17 protein-coding genes and 1 pseudogene are annotated in these 18,045 nt (G+C 64.9%); 11 read left to right on the top strand and 7 right to left on the bottom strand.

Annotated elements, in window-relative coordinates; translation table 11 throughout:
* Positions 1-36: 36 nt before the first annotated feature.
* The 5 genes from groL to QZ378_RS08030 all read right to left on the bottom strand — a co-directional run bounded on the left by groL (position 37) and on the right by QZ378_RS08030 (position 5,780).
* Positions 37-1,665: a chaperonin GroEL gene (gene groL / locus QZ378_RS08050; RefSeq protein WP_291257905.1), complete on the bottom strand. Its 1,629-nt coding sequence runs from the start codon at positions 1,663-1,665 to the stop codon at positions 37-39.
* Between the two features lie 259 nt (positions 1,666-1,924).
* Positions 1,925-2,209, bottom strand: a complete 285-nt coding sequence (locus tag QZ378_RS08045; protein ID WP_087238192.1) for a co-chaperone GroES — start codon at positions 2,207-2,209, stop codon at positions 1,925-1,927.
* Positions 2,210-2,434: 225 nt separating this feature from the next.
* A complete protein-coding gene (locus QZ378_RS08040; protein ID WP_291257904.1) occupies positions 2,435-3,364 on the bottom strand; it encodes a diacylglycerol kinase family protein in 930 nt (309 codons plus the stop codon).
* Between the two features lie 116 nt (positions 3,365-3,480).
* The gene (locus QZ378_RS08035; protein WP_291257903.1) at positions 3,481-4,644 is read right to left on the bottom strand and encodes a WG repeat-containing protein; all 1,164 of its coding nucleotides are present in this window, start codon (positions 4,642-4,644) and stop codon (positions 3,481-3,483) included.
* Positions 4,641-5,780, bottom strand: a complete 1,140-nt coding sequence (locus tag QZ378_RS08030) for a class I SAM-dependent RNA methyltransferase (RefSeq protein ID WP_291257902.1) — start codon at positions 5,778-5,780, stop codon at positions 4,641-4,643. The genes QZ378_RS08035 and QZ378_RS08030 overlap by 4 nt, the downstream gene beginning before the upstream one ends.
* Before the next feature lie 293 nt (positions 5,781-6,073).
* Here QZ378_RS08030 and QZ378_RS08025 point away from each other — a divergent pair, with 293 nt between their 5' ends.
* From QZ378_RS08025 to QZ378_RS12975, 9 genes are all read left to right on the top strand, one after another.
* A complete protein-coding gene (locus QZ378_RS08025) occupies positions 6,074-6,415 on the top strand; it encodes a hypothetical protein (RefSeq protein ID WP_191379469.1) in 342 nt (113 codons plus the stop codon).
* A gap of 201 nt (positions 6,416-6,616) precedes the next feature.
* Positions 6,617-6,829 (top strand): FeoA family protein, encoded by a 213-nt coding sequence (locus tag QZ378_RS08020; RefSeq protein ID WP_087238203.1) that lies wholly within the window; start codon positions 6,617-6,619, stop codon positions 6,827-6,829.
* A 15-nt stretch (positions 6,830-6,844) separates the two neighbouring features.
* Positions 6,845-7,066 (top strand): FeoA family protein, encoded by a 222-nt coding sequence (locus QZ378_RS08015; protein ID WP_087238205.1) that lies wholly within the window; start codon positions 6,845-6,847, stop codon positions 7,064-7,066.
* A gap of 185 nt (positions 7,067-7,251) precedes the next feature.
* Complete coding sequence (gene feoB, locus QZ378_RS08010; RefSeq protein WP_291257901.1) at positions 7,252-9,420, top strand: ferrous iron transport protein B; 2,169 nt, start codon at positions 7,252-7,254, stop codon at positions 9,418-9,420.
* Positions 9,421-9,479: 59 nt separating this feature from the next.
* Entirely contained in the window at positions 9,480-9,671 is a 192-nt protein-coding gene (locus QZ378_RS08005) for a FeoB-associated Cys-rich membrane protein (RefSeq protein WP_191379471.1), read from the top strand.
* 23 nt (positions 9,672-9,694) lie between these two features.
* On the top strand, positions 9,695-10,081 hold the full coding sequence (locus QZ378_RS08000; protein WP_291257900.1) for a DNA-binding protein: 387 nt from the start codon (positions 9,695-9,697) through the stop codon (positions 10,079-10,081).
* Positions 10,078-10,311 carry a DUF1490 domain-containing protein gene (locus QZ378_RS07995; RefSeq protein ID WP_087238214.1) on the top strand — a complete coding sequence of 78 codons (234 nt, stop codon included), beginning with the start codon at positions 10,078-10,080 and terminating at the stop codon, positions 10,309-10,311. Before QZ378_RS08000 ends, QZ378_RS07995 begins: the two co-directional genes overlap by 4 nt.
* Positions 10,312-10,315: 4 nt before the next feature.
* Positions 10,316-12,427 carry a heavy metal translocating P-type ATPase gene (locus QZ378_RS07990; protein ID WP_291257899.1) on the top strand — a complete coding sequence of 704 codons (2,112 nt, stop codon included), beginning with the start codon at positions 10,316-10,318 and terminating at the stop codon, positions 12,425-12,427.
* The gene (locus tag QZ378_RS12975) at positions 12,414-12,494 is read left to right on the top strand and encodes a DUF6219 family protein (protein ID WP_366935164.1); all 81 of its coding nucleotides are present in this window, start codon (positions 12,414-12,416) and stop codon (positions 12,492-12,494) included. Before QZ378_RS07990 ends, QZ378_RS12975 begins: the two co-directional genes overlap by 14 nt.
* A gap of 38 nt (positions 12,495-12,532) precedes the next feature.
* On the opposite strand, the gene QZ378_RS07985 is transcribed toward QZ378_RS12975, so the two are convergent.
* Positions 12,533-12,727: a hypothetical protein gene (locus QZ378_RS07985; protein WP_087238220.1), complete on the bottom strand. Its 195-nt coding sequence runs from the start codon at positions 12,725-12,727 to the stop codon at positions 12,533-12,535.
* Positions 12,728-13,041: 314 nt separating this feature from the next.
* Between QZ378_RS07985 and QZ378_RS07980 the strand changes: the two genes are divergently transcribed.
* Positions 13,042-15,453 carry an S-layer homology domain-containing protein gene (locus QZ378_RS07980; protein ID WP_291257898.1) on the top strand — a complete coding sequence of 804 codons (2,412 nt, stop codon included), beginning with the start codon at positions 13,042-13,044 and terminating at the stop codon, positions 15,451-15,453.
* A gap of 225 nt (positions 15,454-15,678) precedes the next feature.
* Here QZ378_RS07980 and QZ378_RS07975 read toward each other — a convergent pair whose 3' ends face one another.
* Positions 15,679-17,202 (bottom strand): 4Fe-4S dicluster domain-containing protein, encoded by a 1,524-nt coding sequence (locus QZ378_RS07975; RefSeq protein WP_087238224.1) that lies wholly within the window; start codon positions 17,200-17,202, stop codon positions 15,679-15,681.
* Between the two features lie 208 nt (positions 17,203-17,410).
* Here QZ378_RS07975 and QZ378_RS07970 point away from each other — a divergent pair.
* Positions 17,411-18,045 (top strand): annotated as a pseudogene (locus tag QZ378_RS07970) (L-seryl-tRNA(Sec) selenium transferase); the annotation flags it as partial.

Below are 18,045 nucleotides of genomic sequence, written 5' to 3'. Positions count from 1 at the left end.
AAAAAATCAAGCAATTTCAAGGCTTTGCGGTGTCTCTTAATACATGCCGCCCATGTCGGGTGCAGCGGGAGCCGCGGGCGTGGGGGGCTGGGGCTTGTCGGCCACCAGAGCCTCAGTGGTCAGCAGCACGGAGGAGATGGAAGCGGCGTTCTCCAGAGCGGTGCGGGTCACCTTGGTGGGATCCACGATGCCGGCGGAGATCATGTCCACATAGGTCTCGTTGTAGGCGTCGAAGCCGTAGCCGGTCTTGCCGGACTCCTTGATCTTCTCCAGCACCACGGAGCCGTCGATGCCGGCGTTGGCGGCGATCTGCTTCACGGGCTCGGTCAGGGCGCGGGCGATGATGGACACGCCGGTCTTCTCGTCGCCCTCAACCTCGTTGACCAGCTTCTCCACAGCGGCCACAGCGTTGACGTAGGCGGTGCCGCCGCCGGCCACGATGCCCTCTTCCACAGCGGCGCGGGTGGCGTTCAGGGCGTCCTCGATGCGGAGCTTCTTCTCCTTCATCTCCACCTCGGTGGCGGCGCCCACGCGGATGATAGCCACGCCGCCGGCCATCTTGGCCAGGCGCTCCTGGAGCTTCTCGCGGTCGTAGTCGGAGGTGGTGGTCTCGATCTGGCTGCGGATCTGGTTCACGCGGGCCTTGATGGCATCGGCGGAGCCGGCGCCGTCCACGATGATGGTGTTCTCCTTGGAGACCTTCACCTGGCGGGCCTTGCCCAGCATATCCATGGTGGCCTCCTTGAGCTCATAGCCCATGTCGGAGGTGATGACGGTGCCGCCGGTCAGCACGGCGATATCCTCCAGCATCTCCTTGCGGCGGTCGCCGAAGCCGGGGGCCTTGACGCACACCACGTTCAGGGTGCCGCGCAGCTTGTTGACAATCAGGGTGGACAGGGCCTCGCCCTCCACGTCCTCGGCGATGACCAGCAGCTTCTTGCCGGACTGCACCACCTGCTCCAGGATGGGCAGCAGCTCCTGGATGTTGGACACCTTCTTGTCGGTGATCAGGATCAGGGCGTCGTCCAGGACGGCCTCCATCTTCTCGGTGTCGGTGACCATATAGGGGGTGATGTAGCCCCGGTCGAACTGCATGCCCTCGACAACCTCGCTGTAGGTCTCGGCGGTCTTGGACTCCTCCACGGTGATGACGCCGTCGTGGGAGACCTTCTCCATGGCCTCGGCGATCAGCTTGCCGATGACCTCGTCGCCGGAGGACACGGTGCCCACGCGGGCGATGTCGTCAGAGCCGTTGACCTTCTTGGAGTTGGCCTTGATGGCCTCCACAGCGGCGGCGGTGGCCTTGGCGATGCCCTTCTTCATGACCATGGGGTTGGCGCCGGCGGCCAGGTTCTTCAGGCCCTCGCGGATGATGGCCTGGGCCAGCAGGGTGGCGGTGGTGGTGCCGTCGCCGGCCACGTCGTTGGTCTTGGTGGCGACTTCCTTCACCAGCTGGGCGCCCATGTTCTCATAGGGGTCGTCCAGCTCGATCTCCTTGGCGATGGTCACGCCGTCGTTGGTGATCAGGGGGGCGCCGAACTTCTTGTCCAGCACCACGTTGCGGCCCTTGGGGCCCATGGTGATCTTCACGGTGTCGGCCAGCTGGTTGACGCCGCGCTCCAGCGCGTGGCGGGCGTCCTCGCCGTAGCAGATAATCTTAGCCATAACACATTACCTCCAAAATTCAGGAAAGTTCATTCAATCATGGGGTGCAGGGGCCGTGCCCCCGCTTCGCCGCTTGGCGGCGAACAAAATGGAAATCCGTCCGGAGCAGGACATGCGCCTGCGCAGGACACCTTAACCCCTGGCCGCGGCGGCCAGGGCCGCCTTTCCGGTGGAAAGGCGAGGGGGGTATCAAAACCGCTGTGCCGCCACAGGCGGCGCGGCGGTTTTGTATCTAGGGGGGATGCAATCCTCCCTAGACTTATTCGACAATCGCCAGGATGTCGTTCTGCCGCACGATGGTGTACTCCTCGCCGTCGATCTTGACCTCGGTGCCGGAGTACTTGCTGGTGATGACCTTGTCGCCCTTCTTCACGGTCATGGTGACTTCCTTGCCGTCCACCATGCCGCCGGGGCCCACCTCGATGACCTCGGCCACCTCGGGCTTCTCCTTGGCGGAGCCGGTCAGGATGATGCCGCTCTTGGTCTTCTCCTCTGCCTCCACCAGCTTAATGACCACACGGTCAGCAAGGGGCTTGAGTTTCATAATGGGTTCCTCCTTATATTCTGCAAATTGTTATAAACGCTTTCAGCGGGTTAGCACTCATTTCTTCGGAGTGCTAACCCGCTTATAATAATACCCTCACTGGCAGATTTCTGCAAGCCCTAATTTTTGAATTTTCTGTTAAATTTCCATTCTGCGCGGAGTCCAACTCGATTTAGCGCTCATTTTCCACTTCGCGCTTCTTTTTTCTCCGTTTTTCTTTGATTTTTAAGTTTTACTCCTCCGTGCCGGATCCCAGTGGGTGCCGGCCGGATAAAAAAAGTTCACTTTTTTAGCAGACACGGTGACGGAGAGCTCAGAATCCAGCATCTCTTCCCCGTCCAGGTTGATGCGGCTCACACGGTCGCACACCACGTGCATCTCCCGCCCCCGGCGGACAATAACCCCCTCGATGTCCCCCGCGCCCCCCTTGGCGTACTTGCCGATGAGGGAGACCACGGTGAGGCGGGACACGGCGGGGATCACCACGAAATCCAGCAGGCCGTCGTCGGGCATGGCGGTGCGGCTGGGATTGAAGCCGCCGCCGTAGTAGCGGCCGTTGCAGGCGCACATGAGGGTGAACTCACTTCCCGGCAGCTCCTCCCCGTCGATGGACACCCGGTAGGGCCGGTGGATGCCCTGGAGAATGGCCCGCACCGCCGAGAGCTGGTAGGCCATGGTGCCGGATACCAGGGGCAGGCCCTTGAAGTCCCCGGCTCCCAGGCCGATGCGGGCGTCAAAGCCCACGGAGCACACGTTGAGGGCCAGGTGCCCGTTGCAGTCGATGAGATCCATGGGAGCCTGGGGGGCGTCCAGCAGCTCCTTCAGGTCGTAGAACCGGGGGGCATCCGGGCCGAACATGCGCAGAAAGTCGTTGCCCGAGCCCATGGGGTAGTGTGTGACGGCGGCATTGGCAAAGCCGGCCGCCCCCACGGCGCACTCGTTGAGGGTGCCGTCCCCGCCGCAGGCGTAGATGCGCACGGCCTCCCCCGTCTCCGCCGCGGCCCGGGCCAGCTCCGCGGCATGGCCGGGGTACTGCGTCACCGCCGCCTCCCAGGGCTCCTCCCGCCCCGCCAGGGCGAAGCGGATCTTCTCCCGCACCTCCTGGGTGCGGTCATATTTTCCCGCCCGGGGGTTGAGCAGAAACAGGTGGCGCACGCGCCTTCCTCCCTTCTCAGCCCGCAGGAAAGATCTTTCCTGCGGGCTGCTGAACTTTTTGCAGCTTCAAGAGGGCCTATCGCAGTATCTTCTTCTCTGTCTGTTCCCCGTCCGGCTCAGCGGCCCCAGAGGACGATGCGCTGTTCCGCCCGGGCCATGCGGGACACGATGGCCGCCGCCTCCGCCCGGGTAAAGGTGCCGCCGGGGCTGAAGGTCATGCCCCCGTCCACCCCGGACAGGATGCCCTTGGCGTACAGGGCGTAGACCGCCTCCGCCCCCCGCTCGCCGGGGTGCACGTCCGGGACGGAGGTGCGCACCCGGTTCCGGTCGTTGAGCTCGGGCAGGGATTTGGCCAGGGAGGTGGCGGCGAAGAGCTCCGCCGCCTCCCGCCGGGTGATGGGCCGGTTGTAGTCTGTCCGGGCCGCTGTCTCCGCCTTCAGAATGCCGTTGGCCAAGCAGTAGTCCACCGCCGGCGTGTACCACTTGGCGCCGGAGGCGGTCTCCTCATGGAAGGAGTCCCCCCGGTAGCGGCTCTCCACCGTGGCGGCCAGCTGGATGGCCTCCGCCACGGTGAGGGTCTGCCCGGGGGCGAAGCGGCCGCCCCCCACGCCGGAGACCAGGCCCACATTATAGGCGATGTCCACCCACAGGGCGTGCCAGTCCCGGGGGGACACGTCGGAGAAGGCGGGCAGCTTTCCCCGGGTCAGGGGGAACTGGGCGGAGGCGGCGCCCCGCTGGGCCAGGATGGAGGGCAGGTCGTAGACGGGGATCTTGGTGACGGCGCCCTCCGTGTCCGTCAGGGTGAGCACATTGGTGCCCCCCTGCTCGTCCACCCGTACGCTGGCATACACCAGGTCGTAGAGCACATTGGTGCGCCCGCCCTTCCCGTCGGAGAGGGGGAGAATGCTCACCACGCCCCAGCCCGCCCCCTTCTGGGCCAGGTAGAGGCCGCAGTCGATGGGCATGAGGGTGTCGTACTCCGGCTGGATCAGGTACTTCCCGTCCTGGCGGATCACCCCCAGCTTTCCGTTCAGGTTCACCGCCGCGATGCCCAGCTGGAAGGACACCACGCTGTCGTACCGGAGGGGGATGACCACGTTCCGGCTGGAGTCCACAAAGCCCCACTTGCCGTCCAGCTCACACTGGGCCAGTCCCTCGCTGTATCCCCACACCGTGGCCCCCGCCGGTACGGCGGCCGCGGCGGACAGGAGCAGCGGCCCCGCGCCCAGCGCCAGGGCCAGCAGCACCGCCGCGGCGCGGGCTCCTCTCCTACGTCTCATGCCTGTCCTCCCCTTTCCCGTCTGTCGTATTGGAACAGCTCACACTTGAGCATGCCGTTGTACAGCTTGCGCTTCTTGTCCGCCGGGCGGCCGAAGGTGCGCTCAAACTCCGTGTGGGAGGAGAGCACGCTCACCCGCCAGCCGGGGGGCAGAGCCCCCGCCGCGGCGCCGAAGGCCCGGTAGAGGCCCTCCGCCTCCTTTTTCTCCAGCAGCCGCTCTCCATAGGGCGGGTTGGTGACAATGCGGCCGTAGGGCTCGTCCCGGCGGAAGCGGGCGGCGTCCGCCACGTCAAAACGCACCACATCCTCCACCTCCGCCTTCTCGGCGTTGGAGCGGGCGATGTCCACGGCCCTGGGGTCGATGTCCCCGCCCCAGATGTCGTAGCTGCCGTGGTACTCCCCGTCCATGGCCTCGTCGGCGGCCCGGAGCCACAGGGTTCTGTCCAGCCACTGCCACCGCTGGGCGGAAAAGCTGCGGTTGAGCCCCGGCGCCCGGTTTTTGGCGATCAGCGCCGCCTCGATGGGGATGGTGCCCGAGCCGCAGAAGGGGTCGCAGAAGGGATCCCTCCCCCGGTAGCGCGAGAGGAGCACCATGGCGGCGGCCAGGGTCTCCCGCAGGGGGGCGGCCACCCCCACCGCCCGGTAGCCCCGCTTGTGCAGGCCGGGGCCGGTGGTGTCCACCATGAGGGTGACATGATCCTTCATGATGGAGAACTGGAGCTGATAGAGGGCCCCGTTCTCCGGCAGCTGCGCCAGGCCGTATTTCTCCCCCAGCCGGGCGGCCACCGCCTTTTTCAGCACGGCCTGGCAGGCAGGCACCGCGTGGAGCTGGGAACTGAGGCTGTGCCCCTTGATGGGGAACGCCCCGTCCCGGGGGATAAAGTCCTCCCAGGGCAGGGCCCGGGCCCCCTCGAACAGGGCGTCGAAGTCCCTGGCCTCATACTCCCCCACCACCAGCAGCACCCGCTCGCCGGTGCGCAGGTTCAGGTTCACCCGGGGGATGTCTCCGGGGGAGGCCTTGCAGCGCACCCGGCCGTTCTCCGCCCGCACTCCCTCCAGGCCCAGCCGCCGCAGCTCGTCGGCGCACAGGCCCTCCAGCCCGAACAGGGTGGGCATCAGCAGTTCCAGCTCTCTCATTGGCGCGCTCCTTCCCGGTGATCCGCTCTCCGCAGGGTGATTGAACTTAAGTATACTCTATTTCCCGCCGCTTGGCAAACCCCCGGAGGTAAAATTTCCGGCCGGAGTCCCTTTGGGCGGTCTGTCCCGGACAAAATGGGGCTTGTCAAACTCGAACAAATGTTGTATACTCGGATCGAACATCAGTTCTATCCCCATGAAACACCGGTGGGGAGCCCGCCCCAGTCCGGTCTATGGGACAGAACCGGCGGTAGGATCACCTTATCAAACAGCTCAGGATCGGAGGGAACCCCATGGAGACCATTTACTGCACGCTGAACGCCAAGCGCCTGACCTTTCTCGGCGCCGCCGGCCGGAAGGCCAGCGGCGGGGAGACGGTCTGCTATGCCGTGGCTCCCCGCCCCCGGGCCGTCCCCCGGCCGTCGGGAAAGGTGATCAGCCTGGACGACTACCGCGCCCCCGGCCGGCCGGGTGCCCGCCCGGCGCCGCCGGAAGAAGCTCCCGTCCCGGCGGAGCGCCCGCCCCGCCCCAGGGGCCGCCGCCGGCCCTCTCTGGCGCTGACGGCGGATCTGCTGGCCTCCGCCGCGGTGGTGGCGCTGCTGGCCGCTGTGGCGGCACAGCTGGCCGCCCTGTAGCTTTGCACAAAAATCCCCGGCACGGGAAATCCCGTGCCGGGGATTTTTGCCGGAATAGAAAAATTTATCGCTCCAGGGCTTGACATTTGAAGTTAGCGAGTGTAAACTTACCTTGTTCCAGGTGGTTAGTATCTGCTAACCACCGATTTCAAGCCCTGTGGTTAGATCAACCTAACCGCATAAAAAAGGGAGGAGACCCGAATGATGCCTCTGACAATGGCGAAGCAGGGCGAGACGGTGACCATCCGAAAGATCACCGGCAAAGATGAGGTGCGCCAGCACCTGGCCGAGCTGGGCTTCGTCGTGGACGGGGAGGTCACGGTGGTCAGCGAGCTGGGCGGCAACCTGATCCTCCAGGTGAAGGACAGCCGCATCGCGCTGGACAGGGCCATGGCCAACCGAATCATGTTTTGATGGGAGGAAGAGAAGATGAAGACATTGCGGGACGCAAAGGTGGGCGATACCGTGACGGTGGTGCGCCTTCACGGGGAGGGCGCGGTCAAGCGCCGGATCATGGACATGGGCATCACCAAGGGCGTGGCGCTGCATGTGCGCAAGGTGGCGCCGCTGGGCGACCCCATGGAGCTGAACGTGCGCGGCTATGAGCTGAGCGTGCGCAAGGCCGACGCGGAGATGATCGAAATCGCGTAGCGCCTCAGGAAAGCGGCAAGGCCGCTTTCCTGAGGGGAGCTGCATGGCAGAGGGGGCTCGTTTTCCTGCGAAAAAGGCACCCCTTCCGCCAGGAGCGGATGGTTTTTTGACCGTCTGAGGGAGGGCCTGGTGCGCCCAAGAATTAGTTGTATCTAACTTTTTGAGAAAGGAAGAGATTGAGAGATATGGAGCTGAAAATCGCGCTGGCGGGCAACCCGAACTGCGGCAAGACGACGCTGTTCAACGCCCTGACCGGCTCCAACCAGTACGTGGGCAACTGGCCCGGCGTCACGGTGGAGAAGAAGGAGGGCAGGCTGAAGGGCCACAAGGACGTGGTGATCCAGGATCTGCCCGGCATCTATTCGCTGTCCCCCTATACCCTGGAGGAGGTGGTGGCCCGGAACTACCTGGTCAACGACAAGCCGGACGCCATCCTCAACATCGTGGACGGCACCAACATCGAGCGCAACCTGTACTTAACCACCCAGCTCATCGAGCTGGGCCTGCCCGTGGTGGTGGCTGTGAACATGATCGACCTGGTGCGCAAGAACGGCGACCAGATCGATCTGAACAAGCTGGGCGACGCCCTGGGCTGCACCGTGGTGAGCATGAGCGCCCTGAAGGGCGAGGGCGGCCTGGAGGCCGCCGAGAAGGCCGTGGCCCTGGCCAAGACCCACCAGGCCGGGGAGCTGCCCCATGTGTTCACCGGCAGCGTGGAGCACGCCATCGCCCACATCGAGGAGTCCATCGCCGGGCTGGTGGACGATCGCTATCTCCGCTGGTACGCCATCAAGGTGTTTGAACGGGACGACAAGGTGATGGAGGGGCTCCAGCTCACCGCCGAGCTGAAGGCCCATCTGGAGCAGCACATTGCCGACTGCGAGAAGGAGCTGGACGACGACGCCGAGAGCATCATCACCAACCAGCGGTACGCCTACATCAATACCGTGGTCACCAAGGCGGTTCACAAGAAGGCCGCGGCCCACAGCATGAGCACCTCCGACAAGATCGACCGGGTGGTGACCAACCGGATCCTGGCCCTGCCCATCTTCGCCGTGGTCATGTTCGCCGTGTACTGGATCGCCATGGGCCCCTTCGGCACCTTCCTCACCGACTGGACCAACGACGTGCTGGGCACCGCCTGGCTGGTGGAGATTCCCCGGGCCGCCCTGGAGGGCTGGGGCGTCAACGACGTGCTCATCGGCCTGATCTGCGACGGTGCCCTGGCCGGCGTGGGCGCGGTGCTGGGCTTTGTGCCCCAGATGCTGGTGCTCTTCCTGATGCTGGCCATCCTGGAGGACATCGGCTACATGGCCCGCATCGCCTTCATCATGGACCGGATCTTCCGCAAGTTCGGCCTGTCCGGCAAGAGCTTTATCCCCATGCTGGTGGGCACCGGCTGCGGCGTGCCCGGCGTCATGGCCTCCCGCACCATTGAGAGTGAGCGGGACCGCCGCATGACCGTCATGACCACCTGCTTCATCCCCTGCGGCGCCAAGATGCCCATCATCGGCCTGATCGCCGGCGCCCTGTTCGGCGGCAGCGGCTTTGTGGCCGTGTCCGCCTACTTCATCGGCGTGGCCGCCATCGTCATCTCCGGCGTGATGCTCAAGAAGACCAAGGCTTTCGCCGGCGACCCGGCCCCCTTCGTCATGGAGCTGCCCGCCTACCACATCCCCTCCGCCGGCAACGTGCTGCGGGCCACCTGGGAGCGGGGCTGGTCCTTCATCAAGCGGGCCGGCACAGTGATCCTGGCCTCCTCCATCATCCTGTGGTTCCTCCAGGGCTTCGGCTGGGAGAACGGCGCCTTCGGCATGGTGGAGGACATGAACAACTCCGTGCTGGCCGCCATCGGCTCCGCCATCTCCTTCATCTTCGTGCCCCTGGGCTTCGGCACCTGGAAGCCCACCGTGGCCGTGTTCACCGGCCTCATCGCCAAGGAGAACGTGGTGGCAACCTTCGGCGTGCTCTACAACTACGTCGGGGAGCTCAGTGAGAACGGCGACGAGATCTGGGGCCTGGTGGCCGCGGACTTCACCGCTATCTCCGCCTACTCCTTCATGATCTTCAACCTGCTGTGCGCCCCCTGCTTCGCCGCCATGGGCGCCATCAAGCGGGAGATGAACAACTGGAAGTGGACCCTGGGCGCCATCGGCTACATGTGCGGCTTCGCCTACATCATCTCCCTGATCGTCTACCAGATCGGCGGCCTCATCACCGGTGAGGTGTCCTTCGGCGTGGGCACCGTGGTGGCCGTGGTGCTCATCGCGGGCCTGCTCTACATGCTGTTCCGCAAGAACAAGTACGACGAGAACACCCTGACCCTCTCCGTGGCCGCCGCCGCCAACAAGTAAACCCATCTGCGGGCGGGGCGTGCGCCCCGCCCGCCCCCACATTTGGAAAGGAGACCCCTATGAACCTTCCCACCATTCTTGCCGGCCTGCTGATCGCGGCGGTCTTTGCCGCCATCGTGGGCAAGGGCATCTGGAACCGCCGCCGCGGGAAGCACTCCTGCTCCTGCGGGGACAGCTGCGGAGGCTGCGCCTGTGCCGGCATGTGCCACCCCCAGCCGGCGAAGAAGTCCAAGCCCTCCGGGCAGACCTGAGGCGCGGAAAGGAGCTGGATGCTATGGAGCTGACCAACACCAACGTGCGCTACCTGCTCACCATCTACCACCTGTCCCAAGCCCGGCTGGAGGTGTCCTCCAAGGACATTGCGGAGACCCTGGCGGTGTCCCGGGCCTCGGTCACCAGCATGATGGCCATCCTCTGCGGCAAGTGCCTGGTGGCCAAGGAGCGGTACGGCAAGGTTCACCTGACCGACGACGGCTGCCGGTGGGCCAGGCTGCTGGCCGGGCAGACCGACAAGCTGGCCGAGACCCTGTGCAACCGGATGGACGTGTCCTATGAGGATGCGTGGAAGGCCGCCTGCGCGGCGGTGTCCGAGCTGCCCCGCCATATCTTTGAACCGATCTCTCTGACAGAACGAACACGAAAGGAAGTTGTCCCCTCATGAAATGGTATCAGAGTCCCAGATTCCTCTGCTTCGCCGGCGGCGTGGCCGCCGCCCTGGTGGGCGCCCAGGTAGCCAAATCCCCCAAAACCCGTCAGCTGTGCGTCAACGGCATCGCCAGGGGCATGCAGCTCCAGCAGGAGGCCAGGGCCGCCCTCCAGAACATGAAGGAGGACGCCCAGGATCTGTGCGCCGAGGCCAAGCAGAAGGCCGCCCGGGAGGGCGAGGCGTAATCCCATGAAGTATCGCATCGCGTATGACCAGCCGGGCCGCCTGCGGGTGCGCTTCGGCCCCGACGCGTTCACCCAGGAGCAGGGCTACGGCATCGCCGCCCTGCTTTTGGGCTGTCCGGGGATCACCGGGGCGGAGACCTGCCCCGTCAACGGCAGCGTGCTGGTGCTCTACCGGGGGGACGGCCGGGCCGCCGCCCTGGCGGTGCTGGACGGTCTGCGGCGGGACGCCCTCCCCGTGGGCGCCGCCCGGGACGCCGACCAGCTGCGGGAGGTGGACGACCACTTCTTCCGCCGCATCGCCGGCCTGACGGCCCGGCACTTTTTGAAGAAATGGTTCCTGCCCGCCCCCATCCGCTGCCTGGCCACCCTCTGGAGCGCGGCGGGCTACTGGCGGGAGGGCCTGAACAGCCTGCGGGAGGGCCGGCTGGATGTGGCCGTGCTGGACGCGGCCTCCATCGCCGGGGCCATCGCCCAGCGGGAGTGGGCCACCGCCGGCTCGGTCATGTTCCTGCTCAGGCTGTCCGGCCTGCTGGAGGACTACACCCGCAAGCGCACCCAGACCTCCCTGCGCCAGAGCCTGGCCATCCATGTGGACACGGTGTGGCGGGTGAACGGGGACGGCGCCGAGGAGTCGGTGCCCATGGGGGCGCTGTCCGCGGGGGAGCGCATCCGGGTGCGCGCCGGCTCCCTGATCCCGGTGGACGGCACGGTGACGGACGGCGACGCCATGGTCAACGAGGCGTCCATGACCGGCGAGTCCCTCCCCGTCCACAAGCGGGCGGGCTCCGCCGTCTACGCCGGCACCGTGCTGGAGGAGGGCAGCCTGGTCATCCGGATCACCGCCCTGGCCGGGGAGAGCCGCATCCAGCAGATCGTGGGCCTCATCGAAAACTCCGAGGCCCTGAAGGCCGGGGCCCAGAGCAAGGCCGAGCGTCTGGCCGACGCCATCGTGCCCTTCAGCTTTGCCGGGGCCCTGCTGGTGGGCCTGTTTACCCGCAGCCTCACCCGGGCCCTGTCGGTGCTGATGGTGGACTACTCCTGCGCCATCAAGCTGTCCACCCCCATCGCCATCATCTCCGCCATGCGGGAGGCCTCCGCCCACCGGATCATGGTCAAGGGCGGCAAGCATCTGGAGGCCTTTGCCGAGGCGGACACCATCGTCTTTGACAAGACGGGCACCCTCACCGCCGCCTGCCCCCAGGTGGAGGGGGTGATCGACTTCACCGGCCGGGGGGAGGACGAGCTGCTCCGCTGTGCCGCCTGCATGGAGGAGCACTTCCCCCACAGCATGGCCCGGGCGGTGACCCGGGCCGCCGAGGAGAAGGGCCTCAACCACGAGGAGCGCCACGCCGAGGTGGAGTACGTGGTGGCCCACGGCGTGGCCACCACCCTGGAGGGGGAGCGGGCCCTCATCGGCAGCCGCCACTTCATCTTTGAGGACGAGCACGTCACCTGCACCCCCGAGCAGGAGGCGCGCATCGCCGCCGGGGCCAACGGCCGGTCGGTGCTCTATCTGGCCATCGGCGGGAAGCTGGCCGGCGCGCTCTTCCTCAGCGACCCGCCCCGTCCGGAGGCCGCCCAGGCCATCGCCGCCCTGCGGGCGCTGGGCATCCGCCGGGTGGTCATGCTCACCGGCGACCAGGAGACCGCCGCCCGGGCCGTCTGCGAGAAGCTGGGCATCGACGAGTTCCGGGCCCAGGTGCTGCCGGCGGACAAGGCCGCCCTGGTGGAGGGCTACAAGGCCGGGGGCCACAGGCTCATCATGGTGGGGGACGGGGTCAACGACTCCCCCGCCCTGGCCGCCGCCGACGTGTCCGTGGCCATGAAGGATGCCTCCGACCTGGCCCGGGAGGTGGCGGACATCACCCTGCTGTCCTCCGACCTGCGGGAGCTGGCCGCCCTGCGCCGCCTGTCCCAGCGGATGCTCCGGCGCATCGGCCGCAACTACCGCGCCATCCTGTCCATCAACACCAGCCTGCTGGCCCTGGGGATCTGCGGCGTGCTGCCGCCCACCACCACGGCGCTGCTCCACAACGCCTCCACCATGGCCATCAGCGCCGCCAGCATGCGGCCCTGCCTGACAGGGCCGGAAAGGAGAGGCCATGAAGCACCATAAATTCTGGGCCTGGGCTTCCGTGTTCTGCATGCTCATGTGCATCTACACGGGCAAAAAGCATCGTTAAACAGCGCGTCCCCGCCGGGTTTCCGGCGGGGACGTTTTTTATCGGGGCTGATAGCGCACCTGCATGGCTGTGAGCTGGCGCAGGGTGTCGGCGCACAGCTGCCCGTAGTATTTCAGATAGGCCTTCTTGGCCTGCCGCTGGGCCTTCTGGTGCTCCTGAAAGGCGCTCCAGTAGGCGCAGGTCTTGTGGCAGCCCTCGTGGTACGAGGCACATTGGTTCTGGCAGGGAAGCATGGCCATTCTCCTTTCCGTGGAAGGCGGTATCCGGTTGTTGTGCTTCCAGTATAGACCCGGCGGCCCGGCGGCGCTATCACGGCCGTGTAAAGACCGGGTAAAGCTTCGTCTCCGGCCCCGGCGGGGAGAGGCAGAAAAAGATTAAGAAAATTTTCACAAATAGGGGGATCCTTTCTCTGGACATTTCGTCCAAAAAGAGGGATAATGGAACAAGACCTTAACAGGAGTTAAACAAGGTCTTAACAAAAACGAAACAGACGCAGAAGGAAATCTGAACAACGTCCCAACCATGCTTTGGAAGGAGAGAGTTGAACATGAAACGAACGCACAAGAGACTCACCCGCCTGCTGTCCGCAGGCATGAGCCTGGCCCTGCTCACCACCCTGCTGCCCGGTGCATTGGCGGCGAGCCGCTATACGATGGACGGGTATGAAGTTGATTCTAACCAAGACCTTGAAATCGATGCGGATGATTTCTATGATTTTTTCGACGATTATGCGGAAGATCCCTACGATGATGACATTTATGCCATCTATTTTGAAGAAGTCCCCTCTAAGAGCGAGGGCGACCTTTACTATTATGATGGCAACAAAGAGTACGATGTTGAGGTTGATGAAGAAATCAGATGGAAGAACTTTGATACCTTGCTGTTTGTGCCAGATGAAGACTGCGATGACACGGTTTCTATCAACTTTGAGTTAGAAACCTATGAAGAATATATACGCGGCACACTGGAAATCGAGGTATATGCTGACAGTTCTTCTTCCTCCGGCGATGTGACCTATGAGACGGATGTCAATGACGAGGTCTATCTGGATGTGGATGATTTTGACGACTATGTCTATGATTCCACCAGGAGCGGTGATGAGGTGGATTATATCTACTTCACCAGCCTGCCTTCCTCCAGCAAGGGCACGCTCTACTATGACGGCACCCGCAGCTCGGACGAGGTCGGCAAAAACGACGATTTCGATCATGACGAAATTGACGATCTGCTCTTCATCCCCGACGATGACTTTGAAGGCACCGTAACCATTCCTTTCAAGGGCGAGGCTGACAGCGGGGAAAGTATTTCCGGCGATCTTGTTATTGTTGTCGGCGACGGCAAGAGCTCCTCTGCGAAGGAGGGTGACGTCACCTATAACATCGACGTCAACGACGAGGTCTATCTGGATGTGGATGATTTTGACGACTATGTCTATGATTCCACCAGGAGCGGTGATGAGGTGGATTATATCTACTTCACCAGCCTGCCTTCCTCCAGCAAGGGCACGCTCTACTATGACGGCACCCGCAGCTCGGACGAGGTCGGCAAAAACGACGATTTCGATCATGACGAAATTGACGATCTGCTCTTCATCCCCGATGATGACTACGAGGGCTCTGTGACCATCCCCTTCAAGGGTGAGGCTGACAGCGGGGAGAGCATTTCCGGCGACCTGGTGATCAACGTGGGTATCGGCGGCGACGCCGAGGTGGTGGTGAAGCTCAACGCCTCCACCGGCAACCCCATCACCTTTGACGCCGACGACTTCAACGATGCCGTGATGGACGAGACCGGCTATAACCTGAACTATGTGGTGTTTGACTACGCCTCCGGCCGGGGCGGCTACCTGTACTTCGACTACGACGGCGCCAGCGAGGACGAAGTGGACGACGCCCGCTACTACCGCTCCTCCTCCCCCAGCCTGAATGACGTGACCTTCGTCCCCGGCTCCGCCGCCGGCTCCACCACCCGCATCCCCTTCAAGGCGTACACCACCAACAACAAGACCGTCAACGGCGAGGTGGAGATCACCTACGTGACCCTGAGCTCCCCCTCTGTGGTGAGCTACACCTCCAACGGTCTGGCTGTGACCTTCCGCTCCAGTGACTTCGCTGCCGCCTGCGCGGCCCGCGGCGGCTCGTCTCTGGTGTCTGTCACCTTCCCCAGCGCCAGTGTCACCGGCGGCCAGCTGTATTATGGCTTTGAGACCCCCACGAATTATCAGCGCGGCATCCTCTCTACCGTCTCCTACAGCTATGGCTCCAGCGGGCTCTATCGCCTGGATGAGGTGACCTTCCTGCCCAAGGCGGAGTACACCGGCAGCGTGGTGATCCCCTATGTGGGCACCGACGCCGACGGCATTACTTACAACGGCAACATCCAGATTACGGTCACCCCGCCCAGCAGCACCACCCGCTTCAACGACATGGGCAATTACAGCTGGGCCGTGCCCGGCGTGGAGTTCCTGGCCGCCTACGGCATCACCACCGGCACCGGCACCGGCACCACCTACTCCCCCGCGTCCCAGCTCACACGGGGCGACTACATCCTGATGCTGGTGCGCACCTTCAATCTGACCGCCAGCAGCACCGGCAACTTCAGCGACGTGAAGGCGGACGCCTACTATGCCGACGCCCTGGCCGTGGCCAAGGCCCTGGGCATTGCCACCGCCGACGCCAACGGCAATTTCCGCCCCACGGAGGGTGTCACCCGGCAGGACGCCATGGTGTTCCTCTACCGGGCCATGCAGAAGGCCAACCGCACCGTACCCAACGCCTATGACAGCTACCTGACCCGCTTCCCCGACGGGGCCAGCGTGGCCACCGACGCCCGTCCCGCCATGGCCGCCATGGCCCAGGCCGGCGTCATCAAGGGCGACCAGGCTGGCCGCCTCAACCCCACCGGAACCCTGACCCGTGCCGAGATGGCCACCATCCTCCACCGGGCTTTGACCCTGTAACTACGTTTCAAGCAAGAGGCCGGCAGCATAGCTGCCGGCCTCTTGCCTGAGGGGGTCGATTTGATTCCGCCGCCTGCCTGCGCCCGCAGGCGCGTTTCGAGGCCAACCCCCGCTTGCGGCGGCTCTTAGGCCGAGATGGGCGGCGGAACTCTGCGAGGCTCTCCTTCGCGGAGGTTTTTGGGCAGACTAAGAGGCCGACAGCTGTGCTGTCGGCCTCTTGTTTGATTAGTCCACCAGCTTGTCCAGCTCCTTGATGTGCTCGGTCTCGCTGGAGGTTTTATGCTTGGCCTGCTTGGCGTAGATGCCCACCATGGCCTGGGACTTCTTGATGGGCTGCATGGTGCCGGCGCCGGCCACGCAGCCGCCGGGGCACGCCATGCCCTCCAGCAGGTAGCCGGGGTACTTGCCCTTCACCGCGTCGGAGATCATCTGGCGGCACTCCCGCAGGCCCTCGGCCTTGGCCACCTTGACCTCCCGGTCGGGATAGCGCTGCTGGATCACGTCCACCACCGCCTTGGCCACGCCACCGGACACGGCGAAGTTGCGCCCGTCGGTGGAGGCGTCGTTGACGCCGTCGGGATCCTCCGGCAGGGACTCCAGCTCGATGTGCTTGGCGTCGAAGATGCCCGCCATCTCCTCAAAGGTGAGGACGAAGTCCACCTCACTGCGCACGCTCTTGCGCATGGCCTCCAGCTTCTTGGCGGCGCAGGGGCCGATGAACACGATCTTGCCGTTAGGGTGGTCGTGCTTGATGAGCCGGGCGGTGAGGGTCATGGGGGTGAGGGCCATGGAGATGCAGTTGGCGTGGTCGGGGAAGGTCTTCTTGGCCATGACCGACCAGGCCGGGCAGCAGGAGGTGCCCATGAAGGGGATCTCCTCCGGCACCTCCCGGACGAAGTCCTCCGCCTCCTGGGTGGCGCACAGGTCGGCGCCGATGGCCACCTCAAAGATATCGGCGAAGCCCAGGGCCTTCATGGCGGCGCGGAGCTTGCCGGGGGTGACCTTGGGGCCGAACTGGCCCACGAAGGCGGGAGCCACGGCGGCGTACACCCGCTCGCCGGACTGGATGGCCCGGATGACCTGGAAGATCTGGGACTTGTCGGCGATGGCGCCGAAGGGGCAGTTCACCAGGCACATGCCGCAGGAGACGCACTTCTCCGGGTCGATATCCGCCTTGCCGTTGGCGTCGGTGCCGATGGCGTCCACGCCGCAGGCCACGGCGCAGGGCCGCTCCTGGATGATGATGGCCTTGTAGGAGCACACGTCGGCGCACCGGCCGCACTGGATGCACTTGTCCTGGTCGATGTGGGAGCGGCCGTTGTACCGATCCAGCTTGATGGCGTCCTTGGGGCACACCTCCTCGCAGGGGTGGGCCAGGCAGCCCTGGCAGCCCTCGGTGACCAGCACCTTCTTCTCCGCGCAGCCGTTGCAGGCGAACTTGATCACGTTGATCAGCGGCGGGGTGTAGTAGGTCTCCGGCCGGTCGGCGGCCTCAATATTGTCGGAGAGGGGGGCGTGCTCCGCCGCGCTGCGGCAGGGCAGGCCCATGGCCAGGCGCAGCCGCTCGCCCACGATGGCCCGCTCCAAAAACACGTCGTTGCGGAAGTTGCCCACCTCGCCGGGAATGATCTTGTAGGGGAGCGCCTCGATGCGCTTGTCCACCGGCCACTCGGTGTGGTAGGCCATGCGGGCCACCTCGCGGAAGACCCGGTGGCGAATCTCCTGAATACGGGTTTCTACGCCTCTCACTGTCGTTCTCCTCCCTAGTAAGGCTCTGGTTTGTCCATATTGTTAAGCATCCACATCATAACCGTTTGGTAACTAACCTGTCAATGCCCATTATTCCTTGTCTTATGGGAAAAAGCAAGGGTTTTTCTGAAAACCGCAAAGTTTATACCAAATCGTTTTTCCCATGTGATATAATGTGGGCAATCATTCCACCCGGAGGTGCCTCCCAATGAACCCGGAACTGCTGCGCCGGCTGCCCAAAATGGATCTGCTTCTCGCCCGCCCCGCCCTGGCGGAGCACCCCCTGCCCTACCCCGTCAAGCGGCAGGCCGCCCGGCAGGTGCTGGACGACTGCCGCCGGGCCCTGCTGGAGGGGGCCCTTGCCTCCGTCCCCGGCCCGGAGGAGCTGGAGGGCGCCGTCCTCCGCCTGGCGGAGCGGCTGTCCCGCCCCGCCCTGGGGCGGGTGATCAACGCCACCGGCATCGTGCTCCACACCAACCTGGGCCGCGCCCCCCTGAGCCGGAGGGCGGCGGAGGCGGTGGGCCAGGCCGCCCGGGGGTATTCTAACCTGGAATACGACCTGCCAAACCGCCGCCGTGGCCGCCGGGGGGAGGCGGCGGAGGGGCTGCTGTGTTCCCTCACCGGGGCGGAGGGGGCACTGGCGGTCAACAACAACGCCGCCGCCGTGTTCCTCCTGCTCTCCGCCCTGGCGGCGGGGCAGGGGGTGGCCATCTCCCGGGGGGAGCTGGTAGAGATCGGCGGCGGCTTCCGGGTGCCCGACATCCTGGCGCGCAGCGGCGCCCGGCTGGTGGAGGTGGGCACCACCAACAAGACCCGCCCCGCCGACTACGCCGCCGCCCTGGA

The sequence above is a fragment of the Flavonifractor sp. genome, from assembly GCF_019422385.1.
Taxonomy (GTDB): domain Bacteria; phylum Bacillota; class Clostridia; order Oscillospirales; family Oscillospiraceae; genus Flavonifractor; species Flavonifractor avistercoris.
This window is presented reverse-complemented; position numbering and strand designations above follow the sequence as displayed.

What these genes read in the sequence shown, in the direction of transcription:
- QZ378_RS08025 (WP_191379469.1), top strand. Translation starts at nt 6,074, where the DNA reads ATGGAGACCATTTACTGCACGCTGAACGCCAAGCGCCTGACCTTTCTC.
- QZ378_RS07990 (WP_291257899.1), top strand. Translation starts at nt 10,316, where the DNA reads ATGAAGTATCGCATCGCGTATGACCAGCCGGGCCGCCTGCGGGTGCGC.
- QZ378_RS07980 (WP_291257898.1), top strand. Translation starts at nt 13,042, where the DNA reads ATGAAACGAACGCACAAGAGACTCACCCGCCTGCTGTCCGCAGGCATG.
- QZ378_RS08030 (WP_291257902.1), bottom strand. Translation starts at nt 5,780, where the DNA reads ATGAGAGAGCTGGAACTGCTGATGCCCACCCTGTTCGGGCTGGAGGGC.
- QZ378_RS12975 (WP_366935164.1), top strand. Translation starts at nt 12,414, where the DNA reads ATGAAGCACCATAAATTCTGGGCCTGGGCTTCCGTGTTCTGCATGCTC.
- QZ378_RS08000 (WP_291257900.1), top strand. Translation starts at nt 9,695, where the DNA reads ATGGAGCTGACCAACACCAACGTGCGCTACCTGCTCACCATCTACCAC.
- QZ378_RS07985 (WP_087238220.1), bottom strand. Translation starts at nt 12,727, where the DNA reads ATGCTTCCCTGCCAGAACCAATGTGCCTCGTACCACGAGGGCTGCCAC.
- feoB (WP_291257901.1), top strand. Translation starts at nt 7,252, where the DNA reads ATGGAGCTGAAAATCGCGCTGGCGGGCAACCCGAACTGCGGCAAGACG.
- QZ378_RS08005 (WP_191379471.1), top strand. Translation starts at nt 9,480, where the DNA reads ATGAACCTTCCCACCATTCTTGCCGGCCTGCTGATCGCGGCGGTCTTT.
- groL (WP_291257905.1), bottom strand. Translation starts at nt 1,665, where the DNA reads ATGGCTAAGATTATCTGCTACGGCGAGGACGCCCGCCACGCGCTGGAG.
- QZ378_RS08035 (WP_291257903.1), bottom strand. Translation starts at nt 4,644, where the DNA reads ATGAGACGTAGGAGAGGAGCCCGCGCCGCGGCGGTGCTGCTGGCCCTG.
- QZ378_RS08045 (WP_087238192.1), bottom strand. Translation starts at nt 2,209, where the DNA reads ATGAAACTCAAGCCCCTTGCTGACCGTGTGGTCATTAAGCTGGTGGAG.
- QZ378_RS08015 (WP_087238205.1), top strand. Translation starts at nt 6,845, where the DNA reads ATGAAGACATTGCGGGACGCAAAGGTGGGCGATACCGTGACGGTGGTG.
- QZ378_RS07995 (WP_087238214.1), top strand. Translation starts at nt 10,078, where the DNA reads ATGAAATGGTATCAGAGTCCCAGATTCCTCTGCTTCGCCGGCGGCGTG.
- QZ378_RS08020 (WP_087238203.1), top strand. Translation starts at nt 6,617, where the DNA reads ATGATGCCTCTGACAATGGCGAAGCAGGGCGAGACGGTGACCATCCGA.